16 protein-coding genes and 2 tRNA genes are annotated in these 20,207 nt (G+C 36.6%); 4 read left to right on the forward strand and 14 right to left on the reverse strand.

The genetic code is table 11. The annotated features are described in order from the left end of the window. The first annotated feature begins 183 nt into the window (after window positions 1-183). The 3 genes from IQ247_RS10575 (at window position 184) to IQ247_RS10585 (ending at window position 2,840) form a co-directional block, all read left to right on the forward strand. A complete protein-coding gene (locus IQ247_RS10575; RefSeq protein ID WP_193919671.1) occupies window positions 184-366 on the forward strand; it encodes a hypothetical protein in 183 nt (60 codons plus the stop codon). Window positions 367-588: 222 nt separating this feature from the next. Further along, the gene (locus IQ247_RS10580; RefSeq protein ID WP_193919673.1) at window positions 589-1,515 is read left to right on the forward strand and encodes a phosphoenolpyruvate carboxykinase (ATP); all 927 of its coding nucleotides are present in this window, start codon (window positions 589-591) and stop codon (window positions 1,513-1,515) included. A gap of 194 nt (window positions 1,516-1,709) precedes the next feature. Beyond that, entirely contained in the window at window positions 1,710-2,840 is a 1,131-nt protein-coding gene (locus IQ247_RS10585) for a nucleotidyltransferase domain-containing protein (RefSeq protein ID WP_193919675.1), read from the forward strand. Window positions 2,841-3,238: 398 nt separating this feature from the next. On the opposite strand, the gene IQ247_RS10590 is transcribed toward IQ247_RS10585, so the two are convergent. The 14 genes from IQ247_RS10590 to murA form a co-directional block, all read right to left on the reverse strand. Beyond that, window positions 3,239-4,642 (reverse strand): hypothetical protein, encoded by a 1,404-nt coding sequence (locus IQ247_RS10590; RefSeq protein ID WP_228059638.1) that lies wholly within the window; start codon window positions 4,640-4,642, stop codon window positions 3,239-3,241. 100 nt (window positions 4,643-4,742) lie between these two features. Beyond that, entirely contained in the window at window positions 4,743-5,873 is a 1,131-nt protein-coding gene (locus IQ247_RS10595) for a glycosyltransferase family 4 protein (RefSeq protein WP_193919677.1), read from the reverse strand. A gap of 43 nt (window positions 5,874-5,916) precedes the next feature. Continuing rightward, window positions 5,917-7,173 (reverse strand): glycosyltransferase family 4 protein, encoded by a 1,257-nt coding sequence (locus IQ247_RS10600; RefSeq protein WP_193919679.1) that lies wholly within the window; start codon window positions 7,171-7,173, stop codon window positions 5,917-5,919. 59 nt (window positions 7,174-7,232) lie between these two features. Continuing rightward, window positions 7,233-8,366 (reverse strand): glycosyltransferase family 4 protein, encoded by a 1,134-nt coding sequence (locus IQ247_RS10605; protein ID WP_193919681.1) that lies wholly within the window; start codon window positions 8,364-8,366, stop codon window positions 7,233-7,235. Window positions 8,367-8,423: 57 nt separating this feature from the next. Continuing rightward, window positions 8,424-9,602 carry a glycosyltransferase gene (locus IQ247_RS10610; protein WP_193919683.1) on the reverse strand — a complete coding sequence of 393 codons (1,179 nt, stop codon included), beginning with the start codon at window positions 9,600-9,602 and terminating at the stop codon, window positions 8,424-8,426. Beyond that, window positions 9,599-10,669, reverse strand: coding sequence for a glycosyltransferase (locus IQ247_RS10615; RefSeq protein ID WP_193919685.1), 1,071 nt, complete (start codon window positions 10,667-10,669; stop codon window positions 9,599-9,601). Before IQ247_RS10615 ends, IQ247_RS10610 begins: the two co-directional genes overlap by 4 nt. Window positions 10,670-10,778: 109 nt before the next feature. After that, window positions 10,779-11,699, reverse strand: coding sequence for a glycosyltransferase family 2 protein (locus IQ247_RS10620; RefSeq protein WP_193919687.1), 921 nt, complete (start codon window positions 11,697-11,699; stop codon window positions 10,779-10,781). Between the two features lie 33 nt (window positions 11,700-11,732). Continuing rightward, complete coding sequence (locus IQ247_RS10625) at window positions 11,733-13,007, reverse strand: glycosyltransferase (protein WP_193919689.1); 1,275 nt, start codon at window positions 13,005-13,007, stop codon at window positions 11,733-11,735. A gap of 24 nt (window positions 13,008-13,031) precedes the next feature. Beyond that, window positions 13,032-14,558: a lipopolysaccharide biosynthesis protein gene (locus IQ247_RS10630; RefSeq protein WP_193919691.1), complete on the reverse strand. Its 1,527-nt coding sequence runs from the start codon at window positions 14,556-14,558 to the stop codon at window positions 13,032-13,034. Between the two features lie 310 nt (window positions 14,559-14,868). Continuing rightward, window positions 14,869-15,663: a WecB/TagA/CpsF family glycosyltransferase gene (locus IQ247_RS10635; RefSeq protein WP_193919693.1), complete on the reverse strand. Its 795-nt coding sequence runs from the start codon at window positions 15,661-15,663 to the stop codon at window positions 14,869-14,871. Between the two features lie 495 nt (window positions 15,664-16,158). Continuing rightward, window positions 16,159-16,392, reverse strand: coding sequence for a hypothetical protein (locus tag IQ247_RS10640; RefSeq protein WP_193919695.1), 234 nt, complete (start codon window positions 16,390-16,392; stop codon window positions 16,159-16,161). Window positions 16,393-17,276: 884 nt separating this feature from the next. Beyond that, window positions 17,277-17,358, reverse strand: a tRNA-Leu gene (locus IQ247_RS10645). Further along, the gene (locus IQ247_RS10650; RefSeq protein WP_193919697.1) at window positions 17,337-18,215 is read right to left on the reverse strand and encodes a M48 family metallopeptidase; all 879 of its coding nucleotides are present in this window, start codon (window positions 18,213-18,215) and stop codon (window positions 17,337-17,339) included. Before IQ247_RS10650 ends, IQ247_RS10645 begins: the two co-directional genes overlap by 22 nt. Before the next feature lie 269 nt (window positions 18,216-18,484). Beyond that, window positions 18,485-19,879 carry a UDP-N-acetylglucosamine 1-carboxyvinyltransferase gene (gene murA, locus IQ247_RS10655; RefSeq protein ID WP_193919699.1) on the reverse strand — a complete coding sequence of 465 codons (1,395 nt, stop codon included), beginning with the start codon at window positions 19,877-19,879 and terminating at the stop codon, window positions 18,485-18,487. A 234-nt stretch (window positions 19,880-20,113) separates the two neighbouring features. On the opposite strand from murA, the gene IQ247_RS10660 reads away from it, so the two are divergent. Then, window positions 20,114-20,197 (forward strand) — tRNA-Leu (locus tag IQ247_RS10660). Window positions 20,198-20,207 lie beyond the last annotated feature (10 nt).

A 20,207-nucleotide genomic window follows, 5' to 3' on the forward strand; every position in this document is an offset into this window, starting at 1 on the left:
GGGTTCTACACAACTCCAAAGCTTCTATGTTTTGCACAAATTATTTGAATTTATATTGTTTGAACTTATATTAAGCACTATTTAAAAGTGCGTCTTTTGTTCAGTTATCTGAATTTATATTTAAGCACTTATTTCAAAGTGCAACTACTTCATTTTGTCAATTTACTTAGAGGACAATCAATCATGGCTAAGAATTGGAATGTACCCCAGTTAACTACCTTTGGTTCTGTAGAAGAGCTAACACAGGTAAAATTTGCAGGTTCTGACGATGGAACCGCATTAGACATCGATGGGCCTAACAATAATACAGGTGTGATCAGCATTGGTGACCAATTTACTGGTATTACATTAGTTCCTGTTTCGTAGTTGAAATTGAATTAGTTTTAGTTTTTTAAACGTTTAAATCGAGGAAATCATAAAAATACTAACTTAGGCTTTCTATGATTTTCTCTTCTTTACGAGTAATAAAAATCTAAATACTATTTCAATTACTTAATAGTAACTTGCTATTAATTCCACGGGGAGTTAGTCTTTTGACTTAAACTCCCCATTCTCTAGAAAAATTATCCAACCAATAAGATAATCGATATGCAAAGTAAAAATATTTACTATGCTTATGGTTTAACCATACACTCCGAAATCTGTATACCAGAATTTGTTTGTGCAGAGCTAGATGCAGTTGCAAGCGATGTTACCGTATGTGTAAAACACGGCATTTCCCTTGATAATTATCTGGCTTCAGAGATTCTTAATCAATACGGCTATCTAAATATAACCCTTAAAACGGCAACAGTTTTTGTACAAGGTATGGGTCTCATCTTCGTTGAAGATGGGAATAAAATTGTTATCATTCCTCAACCAGATGCTTCTGAAGAAATCATTCGCCTTTACCTTGTAGGAACGGTTATGGCAATCCTGCTCTATCAAAGGGGCTTGTTAGTTTTACATGGAAGTGCAGTTGAGATAGAAGGTAATTGTGCAATTTTCTTAGGTGCATCTGGTGCAGGTAAATCTTCCACAATAGCTGCTCTTAATGCTCATGGATATTCAATTATTGCCGACGATGTAGCAGCAGTCAATACAACTAAAAAACCTAATACTGTATATCCTGCCTTTCCGCAAATCAAGTTAGGTTCAGAACTTTGTACCTCTTTAGGTTATGATTTTGATTCGCTGCATTTTTTAGGTTTAGAAGAAAAGCGCGGCTACCGTTTAAAGCAAGGCTTTAATCGAACACCATTACCAATTAGACGTATCTATACCCTTGCTTTTGGTGAAGAATTTAGCATTACCCCGCTCAAACCACAAGAAGCAGTCATCGAACTAATACGCCACTCTCGTCCTACAACGTTGTATCATAATGGTGGTGCCTCTCACTTTTTACAATGTGCGGCTTTAGCTAAAGAGTGTACTATTCATCGTCTGGTACGACCTCGCAACCTGTCATTGTTGCCGGAGTTAGTTAAATTAGTTGAGGAACATGTTGCGTCTGATTTAGCTGCAACTATAGTTTAAGTGAGAAATTTCTAAATAAATTGGCGCTTTATTACCACTACTACACAAACAAAGTCCACCTGCGTGGACTATATCAAATAACCCGCGTAGGCGGGTTTTGCCTGTGTAGCTGCGACTTCTAGTCGCCATTTTAAATTAATAAAATTAAATTCTAAATAAAATAGTAAAAATTATTAAAACCAATTATTACACTTATGAAAACTTTATCTAAACTCGATACCAAAAACCAATTAATCAATACTTGTCCTGAAATAGAATTACTTCTATCTTGCCTCAACCCCGATATCAATAATGCCATAACAGAACGCATCAAAACTTTAATTAAACAAAATATAGATTGGCAATATTTAACCCAAACAGCAGATAGACATGGGGTGTTATCCCTAGTGTATTCTCGTCTCAATAATATTTGTCCACAAGCTCTACCAGAATCAGTTCTAAATCAATGGCGCAGAAATTTTCAATATGTTGCCCAACGTAACTTATTTTTAACAGGAGAATTAGTTAATCTTCTCAAGTTATTAAAAGAAAAAAATATCGTAGCTCTACCTTATAAAGGTCCAATTTTAGCTAGTTTAATTTACAAAAATGTAGCCTTACGACGCTTCGGGGATTTAGATATTATCGTGCAAGAAAAAGATATTTTTGCAGTCAGAGAATTACTGATAGCTCAAGGATATCTACCCAAAATAGAAATGACTGACGCGGAGTTAGTGAAATATCTAAACTCTAAAACCGAACATACTTATGATTTTATTCATAACGATAAAAACGTCTTTTTAGAAATTCACTGGCGAATTGCACCGAAGTATATTACTCCTATCGCTGCGAAAGATTTGTGGGAAGATTTAGAACCTTTTTCTCTTGCTGGTACAACTATAAATAATCTACCTTTAGAATGTTGGCTACCAATCCTTTGCGTGCATGGTTCCAGACATATGTGGGAAAGACTATCATGGCTGTGCGACATTGCAACACTGATTCATAAAAACCCAGATATAAATTGGGAAAAAGTAGTCCAAAAGGCTAATCTTTGGGGTTGTCAACGAATGCTATTCTTGGGACTATTCATGTCTCATGAATTATTTGGAGTTGACTTACCACCAGAAATTTGGCAGCAAATGAAGAAGGTTGAGCCTATCATAAAAGGTATTGTTCCTCAAGTATATCAACAGCTTTTTGCTGAAGTTAGAACTTCCGATAAATTTATGGGAAGAACGTTTTATCATATTCAGGTCAGAGAACGTTTAAACCATAAGATTTTGTATATTCAATCTTTTCTTTACTGGTTGGTAAAGGGGAAAAAGGAGTTGGGTGAGGGGTAGTAGTTTAAAGATGAATAGGACTTAGGCACAGACTAAGTGTTTACGTCATTGCGAGCGAAGCATTAGCGCAGCATCTCCCAAGGTGTGTTTTATCACCGAAGTGCGTTTCTCGTTACGAATGCGTAATATCAAATCCGTTTGTATCGGAATTATATATTTTTAACGCAAAGTGACGCGGAGTTAAGCGCAGAGGAACGCAGAGTTTTTTTGCACATACTTTTTATCATTCCGATGTAAGCGTAAAGGATATAAGTCCTGATAAATTTTCAATATAAATAATCGTATACAATTAATTGCTCAGTGAGCGTACTCTCGATTAATAATTATAGAGAAATAATGTGTGTAAAATGCTAAAAGTAATGAATAAAATGTGCTTGTTATATTTGTTGTTATTTAAACTAGTTATCTACGTCTAAAGCTGATTGCATACTAAGCAAACGCTCATGTTTAGCAATTCGCCGCTCGTGCCATTGCAGACCAATCATAATAGCTATCACCATCGTTTGAGCCGGTTCTTCCATTTGGGTGATAATCCAGCCATAGACAAACAGCGTCATCAGATTAAATCGAGAAAAGTCATCCTTAGCAATACGAGTCCATACGATATAACTAAGATATAAATAAACTCCCAAACCTAAAAATCCTAAATCTCCCCAAATACCAGCCCAGCTAAACATGGGAATAAACAAAGAAGATTCCTGAACAAGCCAATCATTTTGGAGTGCATTCCAAGTTTCGATGCTGGCTGGATGAATTGTAGCTCCTAAAGCAACCAGCATACTTTGATAATCTCGCATTACCCATCCCCCTAATCGTCCAATAGTATGTCCTGGTCCAATACCTAAAAACCAGTTTAAAGGAGACTGGAAATGGGAGATAACAATGCGAATTCCTGCCAATTTACTATTAACAGCCTGACCATTAGGGCCATAAAGATGAGTTCTTCCCGCCCAGTATTTAATAGCATCTAAACCTGGTAAATCTAAGTTTTGTACCGCCCAAATAAACACCACCAAAACGAGAATAAAGCTGATGGCGTATGTAAGCGTCTTGCTCAAATTATTAAATTTAGTGAACAATAAAAGTAACCAGGCTACAAAAAAAGTCAGAAGAATTTGCTTTGAGTCAGAAATCAGCACTTGATAAAACGCCGCTAATATCCAAAATATTCGCTGCCATATAGGAGCTGTTTTCGCATTGAAAAAATAGTATAAAGCAACGGCTAATGAAATAGAACAAGATACATAATTACCTGCACCTGATAAATAAAAAACACCTTGAACTGCATCTTCAGGAGTGTAGGGTAATCGAGGAATCATGCCAGTATCTATTAAAGGTTTTTGAATAAAAGCAGTAAATAAATTAATTACGCAAGAAACTAGTAGCCAAGCCCTGATTTTTTGATAATTTTCTTTCGATAGAGGTATACAAATTATTGTTAATAATACTAGGAAAGGTTCGACAAGTATCATGTAATTCAAAAATATATTAATCTCACCAGCCTTATTTAAGAATGCACTGGCTACCATAACTCCAAGCAGAAGCACACAGGCAGTAATTAATTCCCATGAAATTGCAATTTGTGTTCTATCCTTAGTGCGTGTCTTGCGTATCGCAACAAAAAGAGCAAATGGAGCTATCAAAAAATGTAAAAAATTGATAGCTGAAGGGGCACCAGCGGCTGCAATTATTCTAGGAAAAAAAGTAGTGACAAATGTAATTAATATTAATGTTACAGTTGTCAGATGTAGTGTTTTTCTGTCTTTAAGTATCTGTCGCTTTCCGGAAGATATTGAGTACATATTCTTGCGACCAAAGTCATTTTGACAATTAAGCAATTATTTATCTTTTTGTAAAAAAAGTAAAATATTATAGTATTCTTTTTTTTACTGATTTTTCCACTTATAACACAGAATATAATTTGAGATATTGATGTGCTACTTTTTCTTTTGAAAAACGAACATCCACACAAATATTCTCAAAATTAGGAGGACAATTATGAGTTAGGCAATCATTAATAGCTTGTGCCAAATTTTCTATAGAGTTACCTTGTAAATCAAAATAAGTACAGTTAAAATTACCAATTTCTCTAAATATAGGAATATCAGAACATACCACTTTACAACCTAGATAAAGTGCTTCAGCCAGTGGTAAACAAAAGCCTTCAGTGGAAGAAGGAACTACCAAAAGCTCACAGTTATCATACAGCCAGCAGAGTTCTTCGTCATCTATTGATGACAGCATCTGTATCTGTTCTTCTAAAGAAAGTGTGCGGATTAAATTACCAAGGTTTTCCGTTTCAAGTCCAGAACTACCAACTAAAATCAGTTTGGTTGAATTTTTGAGTTGATTATTTTTTAACAAGAGAGAATAAGCTTGGATTAAAATATCTAGATTTTTATTTTTACGATGTTGAGCTACAGCAAGTAAGAAAGAAGAATCAAGATTAGTATTTATATCTTGAGGAACTTTAGCTTCTAGTTTGCTAAAGTCTACATAGTTATAAACTACACTGGTTTTTTTCCGCCGATCAACATAAGAAAAATATTTTTTTAGAGATTTTAATGTTTCTTGAGAAACGCAGGAAAGTCCATCACTATTTTGAATACATTGCTGCAAAAATAATTGATTAAACAAAACATTTGGATAACCAAAGTTTTGGGGAAATTCATAAGGATATAAGTCATGAATTGTAGCGACAACTGGACAAGGAAAAAGTGGGCGAATGAATGGTAAAGGAAAAGAAAGATGAACAATATTTGATTTGAGTTGTTTGGCAAGCTTTGGTAGTCCAGTTATATACCAAACATTTCGAGAGATTGAGCTATTTTTGATATCGATGGTAACTAATTCAATTTTTTTTGAAGCGATATTAAAAGATGTTTTAAAATAATCTTTTTGCCATGTTCCTATTACCAAAGTTATTTTATCAACTTGAGCGTTATCTGCAAGACATTGTGCAAGATTGACCGCGTGTCTACAAACTCCGGTAGGTTTGGTCGGTCTGTGTAAAGCAGCAATTAGAATATGCATAAGAGCTTATGAGCTATAAAATTAGAATTTACAAAAGCAATTATTATTTCAAGACATTTACTATGTTTTTCTCTTTGCGAATGGCAATATCTTTATAAACGAGAGCCAAACGTTCACCTCTATATTCCCAAGTAAAAGCTTCTCTGGTTAACTTTTGTCCGGCTTTCCCCATCCGCAGTCGTAATTCTGAATTATTAGCAAAAGTCACCATTGCCTGAGATAAGTCATTAACTGCTTGTTCTGGATTAATTGCACGTACCTTAAAACCACTTTCTTCAGTTAATAGTAAAGCAGGTCCTCCCAAATCTAAACAAATCACCGGACGACCTGCTGCCATTGCTTCCATACATACCAATCCACCAGAATCGTGTAAGCTCGGATGAACCAGTACGTGGCATTTCCCTAACTTTGCTAAAGTCTCATCACGAGGTAGCTCACCCCAGAATTTTACTTGTTGAGCAATTCCTAATTCTTGAGCCAGCATTTGCAAACGATCGCGTTCCGGACCACTTCCTAAAATCCAGTATTCGGCACTCGGTAAGTTTGCCAAAGCAAAAGCTTTGATCCCTAGATGAAAGCCTTTCCAGTGCAGTAATCTGCCGATACTAATAAATCTAAGTGGTGAAGGATCAGGCATTTCGTATTTACCAAGATGAGCTATTTCCGCGTGCGTTAGTCCGATTGCAGGCATAATTTGCACATCATTCACTCCCATTTTGTAAATTCGTTTAGCTGTATCCTCGGTAGTGGCACTAACGACAGCACTTTTTTTTGCAGTCAGGTGTACGAATGGATCAAGTTCCCCTAAAGAGCGAGTTAAGTTCCTTGCAATTTCATAAGCTTTGGCACGTAAACTAAAATCTTTCCAAAAAGCTTTGGGTGCTGTTTCCCCTCCACCAACAGGTCCCCAAACAAACGGAACATCTAGGAGCGACAAAAAGCTAGGATTTGAATATTTCACAAATGTCACATGATGCATAGCATCAAAGCCAATTTCCCGGTGTAGACGACGGGCAACAAAGTATGCTTGAATCTGCCACAGATAATAATGGATTTGCATTGCACCGCTCGACCCCCAACGCCAGAGGTCACTTAATACAGGTATATTAAAATATACAAAGTGCATATTAGGTACTGGATTTTGCGCTAATTCAGCTTCAATCACTTCTCCACTTTCTTCAAAGCGAGTTAAAACCCAGACTTCATGATGATTGGCAACCTCGCGAGCAACATTCCAACCCACACCCCGCTCGGAACCCTTACCTGGTTCGCATGAGTAGGCAGATATCAAAATTTTCATATCAATAGCACCTCTTAATAAAGTAAATTTTTATACTACTATCTTGTTGCGGCTAATTTTCATGAATTATTTACTGTTAATTGTTTGTTGAATATTAATTTTTCATAAATTTGAGCTATTTTTTCTGCTGTTTCTTCCCAAGTAAACCATTTGGCTCTTACTAATCCTTTTTTGACTAATTCCTGATAGTAATCTGGATTATTGTAAAGATGAAATACTGCATCTGCTATTGCTTGAGTGTCCGTGGGTTCAACCAAAATTCCCGCATCTCCTACCACTTCTGGCATTGCTGATACCTTTGAACTGATAACTGGAATACCGCAAGCCATTGCTTCTAAAAGTGTAATCCCAAATCCTTCATGTAAAGAAGGCGCTACCAATATATCGGCAGCATTATAAATTTCTCGCAAACCTTCTTTATCTGGCTTGCCTAAATAACTGATATAACTTTCTAATCCTTGAGCCTGAATATAAACTTTTTGTTCCTCTGTAAAATCTGTACCTACTTTCCAAAAATGAAAAGATAATTTATTTTCCTTGAGAATATTTATTGCTTTCAAAATGTTAGTAATATTTTTTCGGGGATGATTGGAACCTACATTTAATAGACATAAAGTTTCTGAAGAAATACCTTGTTTATTTCGGAAAGATTCAATTTTTTCGTTCGGGAATATTTGAAAAATATTATCAACAGCATTAGGAATTACAGAAATATATTCTGGTTGAATATCTAATATTTTGGTAGTGTCTTTAGCTGTCATAGAAGAAACAGCAATAACGCTATCAGCTTTTTTCATCCCTTTGATAGCATACAACCACATAGCACGGCTGATAAAAGGTAATTCTACCGAATTTTTTAGATTATCCTTGTAGTAAAAATTAATCAGGTCGTGGCAAGTGACGATAACATTTTTATTTTGATTCTTTAACCAATAAGTAATATGTGCTTCGCTGGGATCTATAATATGAAAAATATCGGCTGTTTGCTGCGCTACTTGTTGCGGAAAACGCCAAAAACGTTCGTAGTATTTTTTAATTCTCAGAGATAAAGAACTACTTTTTCTATCAATTGGTTGTGGTTTTAGATCCACTATCTCCCAGTTTGGGCGTACCGATCGAAGTCCTGAAATGATGCCATTAGTATAAACATCCATGCTAAATTCAGGCATCATTCGTACAATTGCTACACGCATTACTAATCTCTAATCCTTGAAATAAAATATCATCTGGTTTATTTAAAAAGCACTAATCTATCTAAGCTTTTCCTCTCCTATTGTATAAATCCCACCTTGTGGTTCAAGTAACTTTTGCCACAATTTAATTAATCGTTCGGCAATCTTTTCATGGGTGTAATACTGATAAACTCTTTCCATCCCATAGCGTCCAGCTTCTTTGCGCCATTCTGGTTCGCAAATCATTTTTGCTAAAATATCCGCTAGTTCCCCAGCATTCTCTTCGGTAAATACTAAGTCAGGTCGTCCAATTACGTTGGGAATTTCACCAGAACTCGATCCAATAACAGGAACACCCATTGCCATTGCTTCAATCAATACATGACCAAATTGCTCTTTCCAAGTTGGAGTAGTTCGTGATGGTAAAACTAACACATCAAATTTACTAATTTCTTCAGCGGCTTTACTGTGAGGAACTGCACCTTGCCAAGTTACAAGTTGGGCAATTTGTTGTTTTTCCGCTTCTTTTCTCAAAGCTTCTTCATCATTACCAGAACCGCAAAGTATAATCCGGAACTTTAAACCCTGTTCTTGTAATTGACGTGCAGCAGCAAATATTAGGTCGATACCCTTTTGATGTGCCAATCTTCCCAAGAAGCCGATTTTTAATTCATCGCCTTCCTGCTGTTGCGATCGCAAATCAGCACTAAACAACTGGGTATCTACTCCCAACTGAGGCATAACTTCTATTGTTCCGGTATAACCCCACCCAGGTAACAAATTCGCACCGTCTTGATTACCAGCAACAATCAACTTTGCCGTATCTAAAACGTACTTGCGAACCCAGTGACGTGGTAAAGGTAAACGACGTTCCTGGTTTTCCCAACCAAACAGAACTAAAGGTTTACCAGTTAACCGACTGCAAATTGCAAACTCAAGCGCACATAGCGAAAAAACTTCTAATTCTACGTGTAGTACATCTGGCTGAAAATCTTTGATTACCTCTTGGATTTTTCCAGGTGCAAACATATAAGCGCCCCCTTTCCCAGGATACGATACGGGAGCGCTATAGTATTTAATATTATCGTAAGGTGTCTCTAATGGAAGTTCGCGATTCCACTCTAGTGCTTTCCAGTTGCTCGGAGCTAATAAACCAACTTCAGCTTGACCAGTTTTTGCGATCGCATCAAGCTTGCCTTGATTAACTCCGACCACATAAGCGTGACTGACAAAAAGTATACGTAACGGATTAGTCATGCCAACTCCTGTTTTGGTAACTTTGTGTTACACTTTTTCGTAAAGTTGATTAATTTGGGACGCTGATGCGGAACAAATAACCAAGTAATTCCCATTTTTGCAAGTGGTAAAGGTAACAACCCCACCCATATAAACCACAGACTGAAAATTATTTTTTTGAGCAAGTTGTGGTCGGAATATTTCCACAGCGAACGGATACCCATGTAAATTAAGGAGAGAGCTTTATCTGAAGGAATGGGGTGATTTTGAGGATCTAAACGCAAAGAAGACATCCGCGACCACAAACGTCCTATAGAACGCTGTTCCAAATCATTTGGTAGTTCATAGCCGAATTCATTTGCCTTTCGCGTTAAAAGTTCGTAATTTTGCACATCGTGCCGCACAAATCTGTGAAAACGCTCCCCAGTTAACGTAGCTAAAGCCCATTGATTACTCGTATGAATCCGATAAGCTGCTAACGGTTCTTCAATTGCTACAACTTCTCCATAAAAAGGAATCAGCATTGAAAGATAATCGTCAGCAGTCAATTTGTACTCGTCAGGAACGGGAAAAACTTCGGATAGCGCTTTGCGGTTAATAGCATTACCGCTAGTAGCTACACCAACATAACGACTATATTCAAGTGTAATTTTCCAGACTTCACCGCAGGATAATTTTTTCCCACCCTGGGGATAAGAAAATCCTAAAGATTGCCTATTGCTATCTACTACTGCCAAACGGTAATGTACCTTAGCAAGATTTGGTTTCCAAACTGAAACAACACGTTCTACTGCATTTGAATAAAGATAGTCATCAGCATCTAAAAAGATGATTATGTCACCTTTACTAATCGCAAATCCGCTGTTAAAAGCTGCGGCTTGTTTACCATTTTCTTGATGGTAAATAGGAATGATCTTATCCCCATAAGAGGCAATAACATCGCGGGAATTGTCGGTGGAACAGTCATCAACAACTATAACTTCAGTGTGAGGGTAAGTTTGATTTATAGCACTGTCAATTGCTTCTGGTAAAAAGCGTTCGTAATTATAATTATTGATAATAATACTACATAAAAGTTTATGCTTCATACTTAATAGCCTTACTTATTTTTAATAAATAGTTTTGGATACACCATAATTTATATCTCGAACAAATCATCTATTAAGGGCTTTTAGTACAACAACAAGTACTTTGTATTTAACCTCTATCAGATTCGCCTCCGAAATGTAGTCGTATTCTTTCAGTGATCATTACATATCTAATAAATAAAATTAACTTAGTTAATTCTATCTTCTGCAAAGTATCAGTAGCTCGTAATTCTGATGATTTAAAAATATTTTTACCAAATAATGCTCGTAAACTCTGTTCTATAGAATCCATAAAATCCCAAATCAAATATTTGGCAAATAAGGAAAAAGAATATATATTTTGTTTTTTTTGTAAATCATACTGACCGCCAACTAAACGTGCATATTTTTTTTGCATTTGAGTATAAGTATATCTTGCAGGATGACATACACATGTGTCTTCTGCATAAATTAACTTGTACTGAAATGAAACTCTATTACCCCACTCCCTATCTCCATTTGACTTAAGCCCATTGTTGAAACCACCAATAGAATCAATAACACTTTTAAAGGTAAATACATTTGCTGTCGCGCCGAATTTGTCTTTTTCAATAAAATATTGTTGTGGAAAAGCTGTAATACTATCGTATAATTCTATGATAGTAGGCTGAGTTTGATTTTTAAATATTACTTCTATTTTTCCTCCTACTAGTCCACAATTTGATGTTTTTAATAATTTGGTTGTACCTTTTTCTATCCAATCCAAAGACGGAATACAGTCTGCATCAGTAAAAGCAATAATATCTCCTTTTGAAATCGTAATTCCTTTATTACGTGCGACATAGGAACCAGGTTTGTTTTCATAAGTATACTTTGCTTGACTGAACTGATTGACTACACTTTTGATATCTTCGGTAGAAGCATTATCAACGACAATTACTTCATACAAGTCTTTTGAGTAAGTCTGATTTTCTAAAGCTTGTAAGCAAAGCTTAAGGCGTTCGGAATCATTGTAGACTGGTATGATTACAGAGACAAAATTAGCAGACATTATTGTTTGTTTCCTAAGTTATGTTTGTTTGCACTAACAGGTTTTAACCAATGCTGTCAAAGCAGTTTTGCTGTCGGTATCTGGATGAAGTAGGTTCTGATAAATTTTAACTAATTGGTCATTTAATTTATTAATGTTGTAATATTCTTCTACAAATGCGTGACCTAATTTACCGATTTCAGTCCATAGTTCTGGATGTTCAATCAAATAACTCAACTTTTGAGCTAAAGCATCTACATCTCTCTCAGGAACTAAAAAACCAGAAACACCATCTTTGACTAATTCAGGAATTCCACTATGCTGAGTGCTGACAACTGGCAAGCCCATAGCCATTGTTTCCATTAACACAACCGGAATACCTTCTTGATCGCCATCTGGGGTAGTAATACTAGGAGCCATGAAAATATCTGCATTAGTCAGAATTTCTATTATTTCTTCCTGCTGTTTCCAGCCAAGCAGTCTAACATTTTCATTAATACCGAATTCTTCAATCAATTTCTGTAACTGTTCTCTGAGTGGGCCGTCACCTATAATACTGTACTTAAGATGCGGTTTATCTTTTACTAATTTGGCAACTGCACGAATTCCATATTCTATGCCTTTTTTTTCAACCAATCTGGCAATTGTTACTATTTCCACTCGACCATTAGCCTTCGGTTTCCGTAAAGCAAAGGTAAATTTTTTGCAGTCAATTCCCATATGATGTACAATTATTTCACAATTACAACCAATTTCAATTAATCGACGTTTCCAACGTTCGCTAATTGGCAAGAAAATATCATCAAATTGAAATAGAAAATCGTATGCTTTGTCTCCATACTTTTTCAGAAAAATTGTTATATCGTAACCATGAAATGTAGTACTTAACTTACCTTGAATAACACCAATATCTCGTAAAAAAGCAGCTTTTAATCCATTTGGTCCAAAATGACAATGAATGATGTCGTATTTTCGTTCCTTGCCTAATAAATAACCAGCTGCATAGAACAAAGTTAAGTTAGAAGCTACACTCCCATATTTCAAAAAATTTAGTGATTTCAACAAAATTATAGGATTTGTAATAAACTTTGTGAATAGGAATATGAATATAGTTAAGATTCGCCAGAAACGATTTTCAGGTCTTTCAATGTAGTAAGTGCGGTCAAGAAGATGATACATTGTCACTTCTGGGTGCATTTTTGAAGTATCAGTTGGTCGTTCAGCGTAAATATCAACCTCATGTCCTCGATCAATGAGACCTGTTATCTGATTTAAGATAAAGGTTTCAGATAAACTAGGAAATTTACTGATAAAGAAGGCAATTTTCATGATAACTTTACTGGTAAATAATAATTAATTTTCTCTCGTCTTTCTTTTAAAAACTTTGGTAAATTGAAACATTTCTAATAAGGTTGTTTTGCCATTAGGGAGAACAATCCATATTCCGAAGTAAGCCAAACAATATAATAGCCAATCTATAAACAAGCCAATTATTAAATTTGTGTTAATTGATATTAGCTGATTGGTTATAATAATTATTACTGCTGCCGCACCTAAGGAAGCCAATACTGGTCTCAATAAAGTGCTTATCAAATCAATATTCCGTAGTTGTGTTCCTCTGTAGCAGTAAAAAAATCTAGGTAAAAATTGAAGAATTAGATATAAGCTATAGCCTCTCGCCACACCAATAGCACCCCAACGGATACTAATTATAAAAACAATTACATTTATTATGGATGAAACTATTCCCCATAGGAACTGACGGTCTGTTCGACCCAGAGACTGATAGACCCATCCATCAGCAACATTAAACGTACCAATAAAAGCAGCTGGCATCAAAGACCGAAAGATTGGAACTGCTTCTAACCATTGCTTTCCTAAAGTTAAAAGTATTACTTTATCGGCAGAAGCAAACATAAACGCAACAATTGGCATGCCAATAGTGGTAATTAATAAAATTGCTTTATAGTAATACCTACGGTATTTTTCAGGTTCCGACTGTAAACTACTTAGTGCTGGAAGAGCAACAGTTGAAATCGGAGCATTAATTTGATTAATTGGTAGCAGTAGTAATTTGTAAGCCTGAGCGTAAAGACCCAACTGCTGCGGACCCCAGTACTGACCAATTAGTATATTGTCTAAGTTTCGAGAGAAGTAATTAACAATGTTAAAACCAGTCATGTTTCCACCGAAAGCTAACATTGAACGAATGCCAGAACGTCTTAGTGGTACTCCAGGTCTCCAACTACAAGCAACCCAAACTCCGATTGCATTGGCAATCGCAGTTGCTATCTGCATGAATACTAATGCCCAGTAACCTAAACCATACCAGGCAGATATCATCGCAGTCACTACCCCAGCCAACATTGAAGTAATCTCAATCTTCGCAAGGCTAGTAAAGCTCATCTGCCTTTTTAGTAGGGCTTGGTGCTGGACAGTTAAACCACCCAAAATAAAGCTACTTGCTAAAGCAAGAGTAATCCAAGTTAAGCGTGGCTCTTTATAAAACCATGCGATAACAGGTGCTAATCCTGCAACTACCAACCCAGTAACACAACTGATTGCAAAGTTAATCCAAAATAAGGTGCTAACTTGCTTATGATTAATTTCAGCTTTTTGGATTGTTGCTGTTGAGAGACCTAAGTCTTTAAACAGTTCAGCAAATCCAATCACAACAGTAACCATGCCTATTAAACCGTAATCTTCTGGTACGAGCAAGCGTGCTAAGACAACGGTGGAACCCATCTGTAATACGAATTTAGTTATCTGAGCAGCCATTGTAACTGCACCACCGCGAACAGAACGACCTTTCAGGTCTGCTTTAAGATGGTCGGTGCTGAAATACTGTTCGTTATTTACCTTAGATGAGACATTTTTCATAAATATAAGTCATAAGATAAAGGCCGCACCAAAACTATCAAAAATTTACTTATAGATTTAGAATACTCTTTTTCTCTTTCACAACTAATTATTTCAAATAGTTAAAATTACTTTCTATTCAAATATTAACTATCCGGATATTTACTTAGATTTATTTAATCAACAAATCTACCAGAAAAATGAAACATCCGATAACCAATCAATAAAAACTAAACATAACTAAACCATAAATGAAATTGCCAAGTTCCTTTGCTATTCAACTTAATTAAGCTTCAATAAACAAGTACTTGACAATACAATTAAGCATCCCTTAATCCAAGTCACTAGCAGAATTAGAAACTGAATAATTACTACTGATTAACTGCTTCATTGCCAACCACATAAATGGTGGAATTGTCTTTGTATATCTACTTCCAAGACGACGAGGTTCTTGCACCCATCTATACAACCATTCAAATCCAGACTCTCTGATTATACGAGGAGCCCTTTTATGAAGCCCTGCATAAACTGGAAATGCTCCACCCAAACCAATCATCACTGCTTGAATTTTATCTTTATGTTCAGTCATCCACTTTTCCTGTTTTGGACAGCCTAAAGATACAAACACTATCCCGGCACCACTCTCATTAATCTTTTTAATCAAAGCTTCGTCTTCAGTTTCTGTAAGCGGACGAAATGGTAGCGGTTCCATTTCGGCAATTTTTAAGTCAGGATATTCTTTCTCTAACTTGCTTCTCATTCCGGAAAGAATTTGCGATTGAGAACCTACAAAATAGACACTAATATTCTGTTTTGGTGCTGATTTGCATATAGAAGCTAAAATATCCAACCCTGCAACTCTATCTTGATAAGTCGCTCCTAACTTTTTCATCATCCAAACTAAAGGCATCCCATCCGGAGTTACCATATCAGCATCTTTTAATACTCTGGCAAACTCCGGGTTCCAGTGAGCTTCCATCAGCATATGTACATTAGCTACACACACTGTCTTACTTTCACGTTCACTTGCCCACTCAAGAATAGTTTTTATTTGCTCATCTAAACGCAAAGCAGTAATCGGAAAATCTAGCACTTCCCGAGTCGGCAGAACAGATGCCTTCACCATAGGTCACTCCTTGTGTAACAACTTTAATAGCTAAGAGTATTCGACCAAACCACCGCTCTATAAAAAGTTTTGTTTTAGCCTTTTTTTACTTGCTTAAAACTCAGGGAATGGTCGTTACTTGACACAGGTGGATGCAGTGGCTTTTAGCGTTAATTTTAGCTTCCCTGGTAGTTACTTAATTATCTTACCTTACAGTATATTAGTTTACTAGTAAAAAACAGCACTTTCAGTTGTTTTGAGTAAACTTTATATTAACTTTACAAAAATCAGAAGTTAAGTTTATAGTAGCATTACAATTACTACAAATTCTACTTATAAATACTAGTCAAAAATTTCATAAAAACCATGATAAATCGAGAAAAGCCTGTAAAAGAAGATTATTACTTGTAAAATAAATACTGATAAAAAATATTACAAATATTTTAAGTATTTATGAAAATATATTGCTCAAGTAACTAAACTACTTAGTTTTTAAATACTTGTATCAGACCTATCCTATTTATTGTTAATCGCATAAAAATCTGCAAAAAAATGGGGGAAGATTGATTTTTCTTCCCCCTGTCTATTATTCTTGGTATTCTCTTGTTTATTCTCTTCTTTACTCTTTTCTTTTAGCCTTTTTCGTAGCATTTGCTGCTGTTTTTTGAGTTGTCGCTTTCTCGCAGCACCACCTTTACCCTTATCATTTCTCCCTTGTTTGCGGGGAGACTCCCATCTTTTGAGTCGCATGATTTAATTTCCTTTTTTTTGCTCTATCTATACTAAATTTTTGTGTTTATTTTCTAAATTATAACATAACTTAAAGATATTAATCTCAGCTAATTCTTCTGATTAGATTTACTAATGATTTAACAATTTTAAATCATTATATAAATTTGAAATGACAAAAAAATTTTATTTAATACCTATTTTGGTGATAATTTACAAAATTTTAGCAATAACCATAATTAGAAATTTTAGTAGTAAAAAATTGTCATTAATCCTACGTATTATTACTGCTTAATAATGCTCCCGGTTTATGATTATATCTTTAATATATATTATGGACTTTGACTATGATAATCAGACTAAAAATCCTCAGACAGATCAAAAAGATAATCTAAAAATTACCAATTCATTTAGTATTGTTGTTAACCGAATAAATTATTGGTTTAAATGTCAGTACTCAGATTATTTTAAGTATAAATAGAATAAACATTCAAAATTTCCCATTCTCACTCCTAGTAATAAACCACAAAGGTAGTACTAAGATGAATACATCGTCTCTTGAATATTTTCCGGAAATCAATGTATAACTTTTAAAATAATCAAATGCAGTCGAGCAAACTGCCATAGGCGTTCACCTTACTGTGCGGCTTAGCCTTGCCCTTCGGCATCGCAATCCGATTTGAATATAAAGCTTATGGTTAGTACTCCGCCACATTAATTTTGGCGCAAGATACAGGCTGTTGTGGGATGGGTATCCCTGCCCGTCCGAATCTGCCTCATAAAGATGAAATATGCTGTATGAATTAACCTTAATACACTCAAATACCAAAAAAGCTTTTCTATTGATACTAGAAAAGCTTTAACTACAATATAATGCTCTATTTTAAACTATCAAATAATTGCAATGGGCCGGGAGAGACTCGAACTCTCACACCTTTCGGTGGCAGATTTTGAGTCTGCTGCGTCTACCAATTTCGCCACCAGCCCTTGGGTGCAACTTCATCATTATACCCTATTTTTGCTGAATGCAACAACTTTTCATAATCTTTACTGCTTGCCCACCGATCAATTTCTCTAGCACGCAGTACTGGTACGGGATGGGTGAGTTGTGCGGTTCTGGCAACTTTGACCATTTCTCCGAGTTCGTTCTTACTGATATCGTCGTAAGCGCGGGCTTGCTCGATAAAAGCATCAAGATTGAGTTGTGGTGCAATGGTGGGAGAACCACCGGCTAATTTCATCAACACCGACATGACGACTTTGGGATCTTGAGTTGCTAACAATGCAGCGCGATCGCAAGTAAATTCTGCACAACGAACCCATTCCAAAAGTTGGGCTTGAATGGCTTGTGCCAAAACTGCACCAACGGTAGGTACGGTTGTTGCAGCCAAAATCAATATATTGACTGGTGTGAGATAAACACTATGGTCACACTTAAGATGTCCTAACTCATGAGCAATTACTGCTTGAGTTTCTTGGGGTGTGAGCATATCAATTAAGGAAGTGTGCAGCACCACAAAAGGTTGCTTACCGCGCATCGCAAAAGTATAAGCATTGGGAGCCGGATGTTGCTTAATGTAGAGTTGGGGAGGTTCAATATCAAGTATTTTACAGGCTTCTAACAAAAGTTTGTGTAGATCGGGTAGTTGTTTATCACTGACCAAAACGCTAGAAGCAATATTTTCTACATAAAAAACTTGTTCTGCCACCGGACCTAAAAAATTCCGTACCATCATATCAATACCAGGAATCTGCTTAAGCGCTTCGGTAGCTTCTTTATCCAGAGGATGACGAAAATAGTCTGCTTTCAGACCGATTAATTGGGATTTTGCGAATGAGGACATGGGAAGTTGCAAGCTCTACTAAAACGAAACTATGTTTTGGGGCTAGTCATACAACAAGTCCCTGACAAATAGTATAACGACTAGTAAGGTAGACGAGCCACCGTCCCTACTTGTTCGTTACTAGTTATCCCAATTACAAGATTGAGTAACTAACCAGGGTTAAGAAACCTCTTCGTAGGTTGGGCTAAGCGAAGCGCAGCCCAACGCGGATGTTGGGTTTCACTCCGTTCAACCCAACCTACAATTGCTTCATCCCGATGAACAAGCAATTATCCAGAAATAGAAGCAGCTCCATTAGTATCTTGAATGGAATTTTCTACATCTGCTTCAACCTTTTCTATACGCTCGATTTTTGCGCCTATTTTCTGCAATTTTAAATCGAGTCTATCGTAACCACGGTCAAGGTAATTCAATCCCTTAATTGTAGTTTCACCGCTTGCGGCCAAACCAGCTACCACCATAGCAGCAGCGGCTCGTAAGTCAGTACCTTCCACAGGTGCGCCAGACAGTTCCGATACTCCTCTCACAAAGGCAGAATTACCTTTGACACGAATATCTGCTCCCAAGCGATTTAATTCGGAAGCATGACGCAAACGGTTTTCAAATACGGTTTCATTAATGATACTATCGCCGTTGGCAATGGCTAGCAAGGACATAAACTGCGCTTGCATATCCGTGGGAAAACCTGGATGAGGCATAGTATCAATGTCTGTTGCCTTTAAAATTTCCGCCGGTTTAATACGTAAACAATCTCGTGCTTCTTCAATTATAGGTACTCCAATTTCCTGCAATTTGGCAATTATCGGCATTAAATGCTCTGGCATTACAGGTGATAAAATTAATTCCGAACGAGTGATTGCTGCTGCAATTAAAAATGTACCAGCTTCGATACGGTCGGGAATTACGTTGTAATCGGTAGAATGTAATTGAGTAACCCCTTGAATCACAATTTTACTGGTTCCGGCTCCTTCAATTTTGGCACCCATCGAGATACAAAAGTTTGCCAAATCCTCCACTTCTGGTTCTCGTGCGGCGTTTTCAATAATCGTTTCACCGTCTGCTAAAGTCGCAGCCATCATTAATGTTTCGGTCGCTCCAACGCTGGGAAGGTCTAAGTAAATTTTGGCACCTTTAAGTCTGCGACTGCCATCGCTAACGCGAGCATTACAAATACCATGTTCGATTTGAACTTCGGCTCCCATTGCTTGCAAACCCCGGACGTGAAGGTCTACAGGTCTTGCTCCAATAGCACAACCGCCGGGTAAAGGCATTTGCGCTTCTCCCAACCTTGCTAAAAGCGGACCGATCGCAAAGAAACTTGCTCTCAACTGAGTAACTAACTCGTAAGGAGCTTTGGAGGTAGTAATTTCACTGGCGTTTATGTCTATAATATTGCCATGACGTTGCAGACGCATACCCAAAGCCGACAAAACTTCACCCATCCGCGATACGTCTGCTAATAAAGGAACGTTACGGATGCGACAATCTCCCGAACATAGCAAAGCCCCAGCCATCAGCACTAAAGCAGAATTTTTAGCTCCGCTAATCGTTACATGACCTTCTAAATTCCGTCCACCCAACACTTTCAAGACTGAGGAGTCTGCTAAAGGAGATGAATTTGTCTTTGGGAAACCGTTAGAAGTATTAATAATCCTATCCTCCATACAGAAGAAGTTAATGAATTTTATAAAGAAAGCAAGTTGGTTTTGATTCTACAGTAAAGATTCCATTTGTCTACATATCGGTGATACATATACTCAGGAATCGGGGACTACCGACGATGCGGTTATCTCCAGAGCAATCGAGCTATTTTCTTTTTCCCAATATTTTCTTCCCAGAATTATTAACTTGACAAAACTAAATAATTAAGTAAAAATGAAAAACTGTCAACTTTCTTTGCGGGACTGGCGGAATTGGTAGACGCGCTAGATTCAGGTTCTAGTGCCTCACAAGGCTTCCGGGTTCAAGTCCCGGGTTCCGCATTTTAGAAAG

The organism is Plectonema cf. radiosum LEGE 06105 (assembly GCF_015207665.1).
Taxonomy (GTDB): domain Bacteria; phylum Cyanobacteriota; class Cyanobacteriia; order Cyanobacteriales; family Nostocaceae; genus Rivularia; species Rivularia radiosa_A.

Coding starts and splice junctions, on each gene's coding strand:
- IQ247_RS10615 (WP_193919685.1), bottom strand. CDS start 10,669: ATGAAGCATAAACTTTTATGTAGTATTATTATCAATAATTATAATTAC.
- IQ247_RS10580 (WP_193919673.1), top strand. CDS start 589: ATGCAAAGTAAAAATATTTACTATGCTTATGGTTTAACCATACACTCC.
- IQ247_RS10620 (WP_193919687.1), bottom strand. CDS start 11,699: ATGTCTGCTAATTTTGTCTCTGTAATCATACCAGTCTACAATGATTCC.
- IQ247_RS10600 (WP_193919679.1), bottom strand. CDS start 7,173: ATGAAAATTTTGATATCTGCCTACTCATGCGAACCAGGTAAGGGTTCC.
- IQ247_RS10650 (WP_193919697.1), bottom strand. CDS start 18,215: ATGTCCTCATTCGCAAAATCCCAATTAATCGGTCTGAAAGCAGACTAT.
- IQ247_RS10640 (WP_193919695.1), bottom strand. CDS start 16,392: ATGCGACTCAAAAGATGGGAGTCTCCCCGCAAACAAGGGAGAAATGAT.
- IQ247_RS10625 (WP_193919689.1), bottom strand. CDS start 13,007: ATGAAAATTGCCTTCTTTATCAGTAAATTTCCTAGTTTATCTGAAACC.
- IQ247_RS10610 (WP_193919683.1), bottom strand. CDS start 9,602: ATGACTAATCCGTTACGTATACTTTTTGTCAGTCACGCTTATGTGGTC.
- IQ247_RS10605 (WP_193919681.1), bottom strand. CDS start 8,366: ATGCGTGTAGCAATTGTACGAATGATGCCTGAATTTAGCATGGATGTT.
- IQ247_RS10595 (WP_193919677.1), bottom strand. CDS start 5,873: ATGCATATTCTAATTGCTGCTTTACACAGACCGACCAAACCTACCGGA.
- IQ247_RS10590 (WP_228059638.1), bottom strand. CDS start 4,642: ATGTACTCAATATCTTCCGGAAAGCGACAGATACTTAAAGACAGAAAA.
- IQ247_RS10585 (WP_193919675.1), top strand. CDS start 1,710: ATGAAAACTTTATCTAAACTCGATACCAAAAACCAATTAATCAATACT.
- IQ247_RS10630 (WP_193919691.1), bottom strand. CDS start 14,558: ATGAAAAATGTCTCATCTAAGGTAAATAACGAACAGTATTTCAGCACC.
- IQ247_RS10635 (WP_193919693.1), bottom strand. CDS start 15,663: ATGGTGAAGGCATCTGTTCTGCCGACTCGGGAAGTGCTAGATTTTCCG.
- IQ247_RS10575 (WP_193919671.1), top strand. CDS start 184: ATGGCTAAGAATTGGAATGTACCCCAGTTAACTACCTTTGGTTCTGTA.
- murA (WP_193919699.1), bottom strand. CDS start 19,879: ATGGAGGATAGGATTATTAATACTTCTAACGGTTTCCCAAAGACAAAT.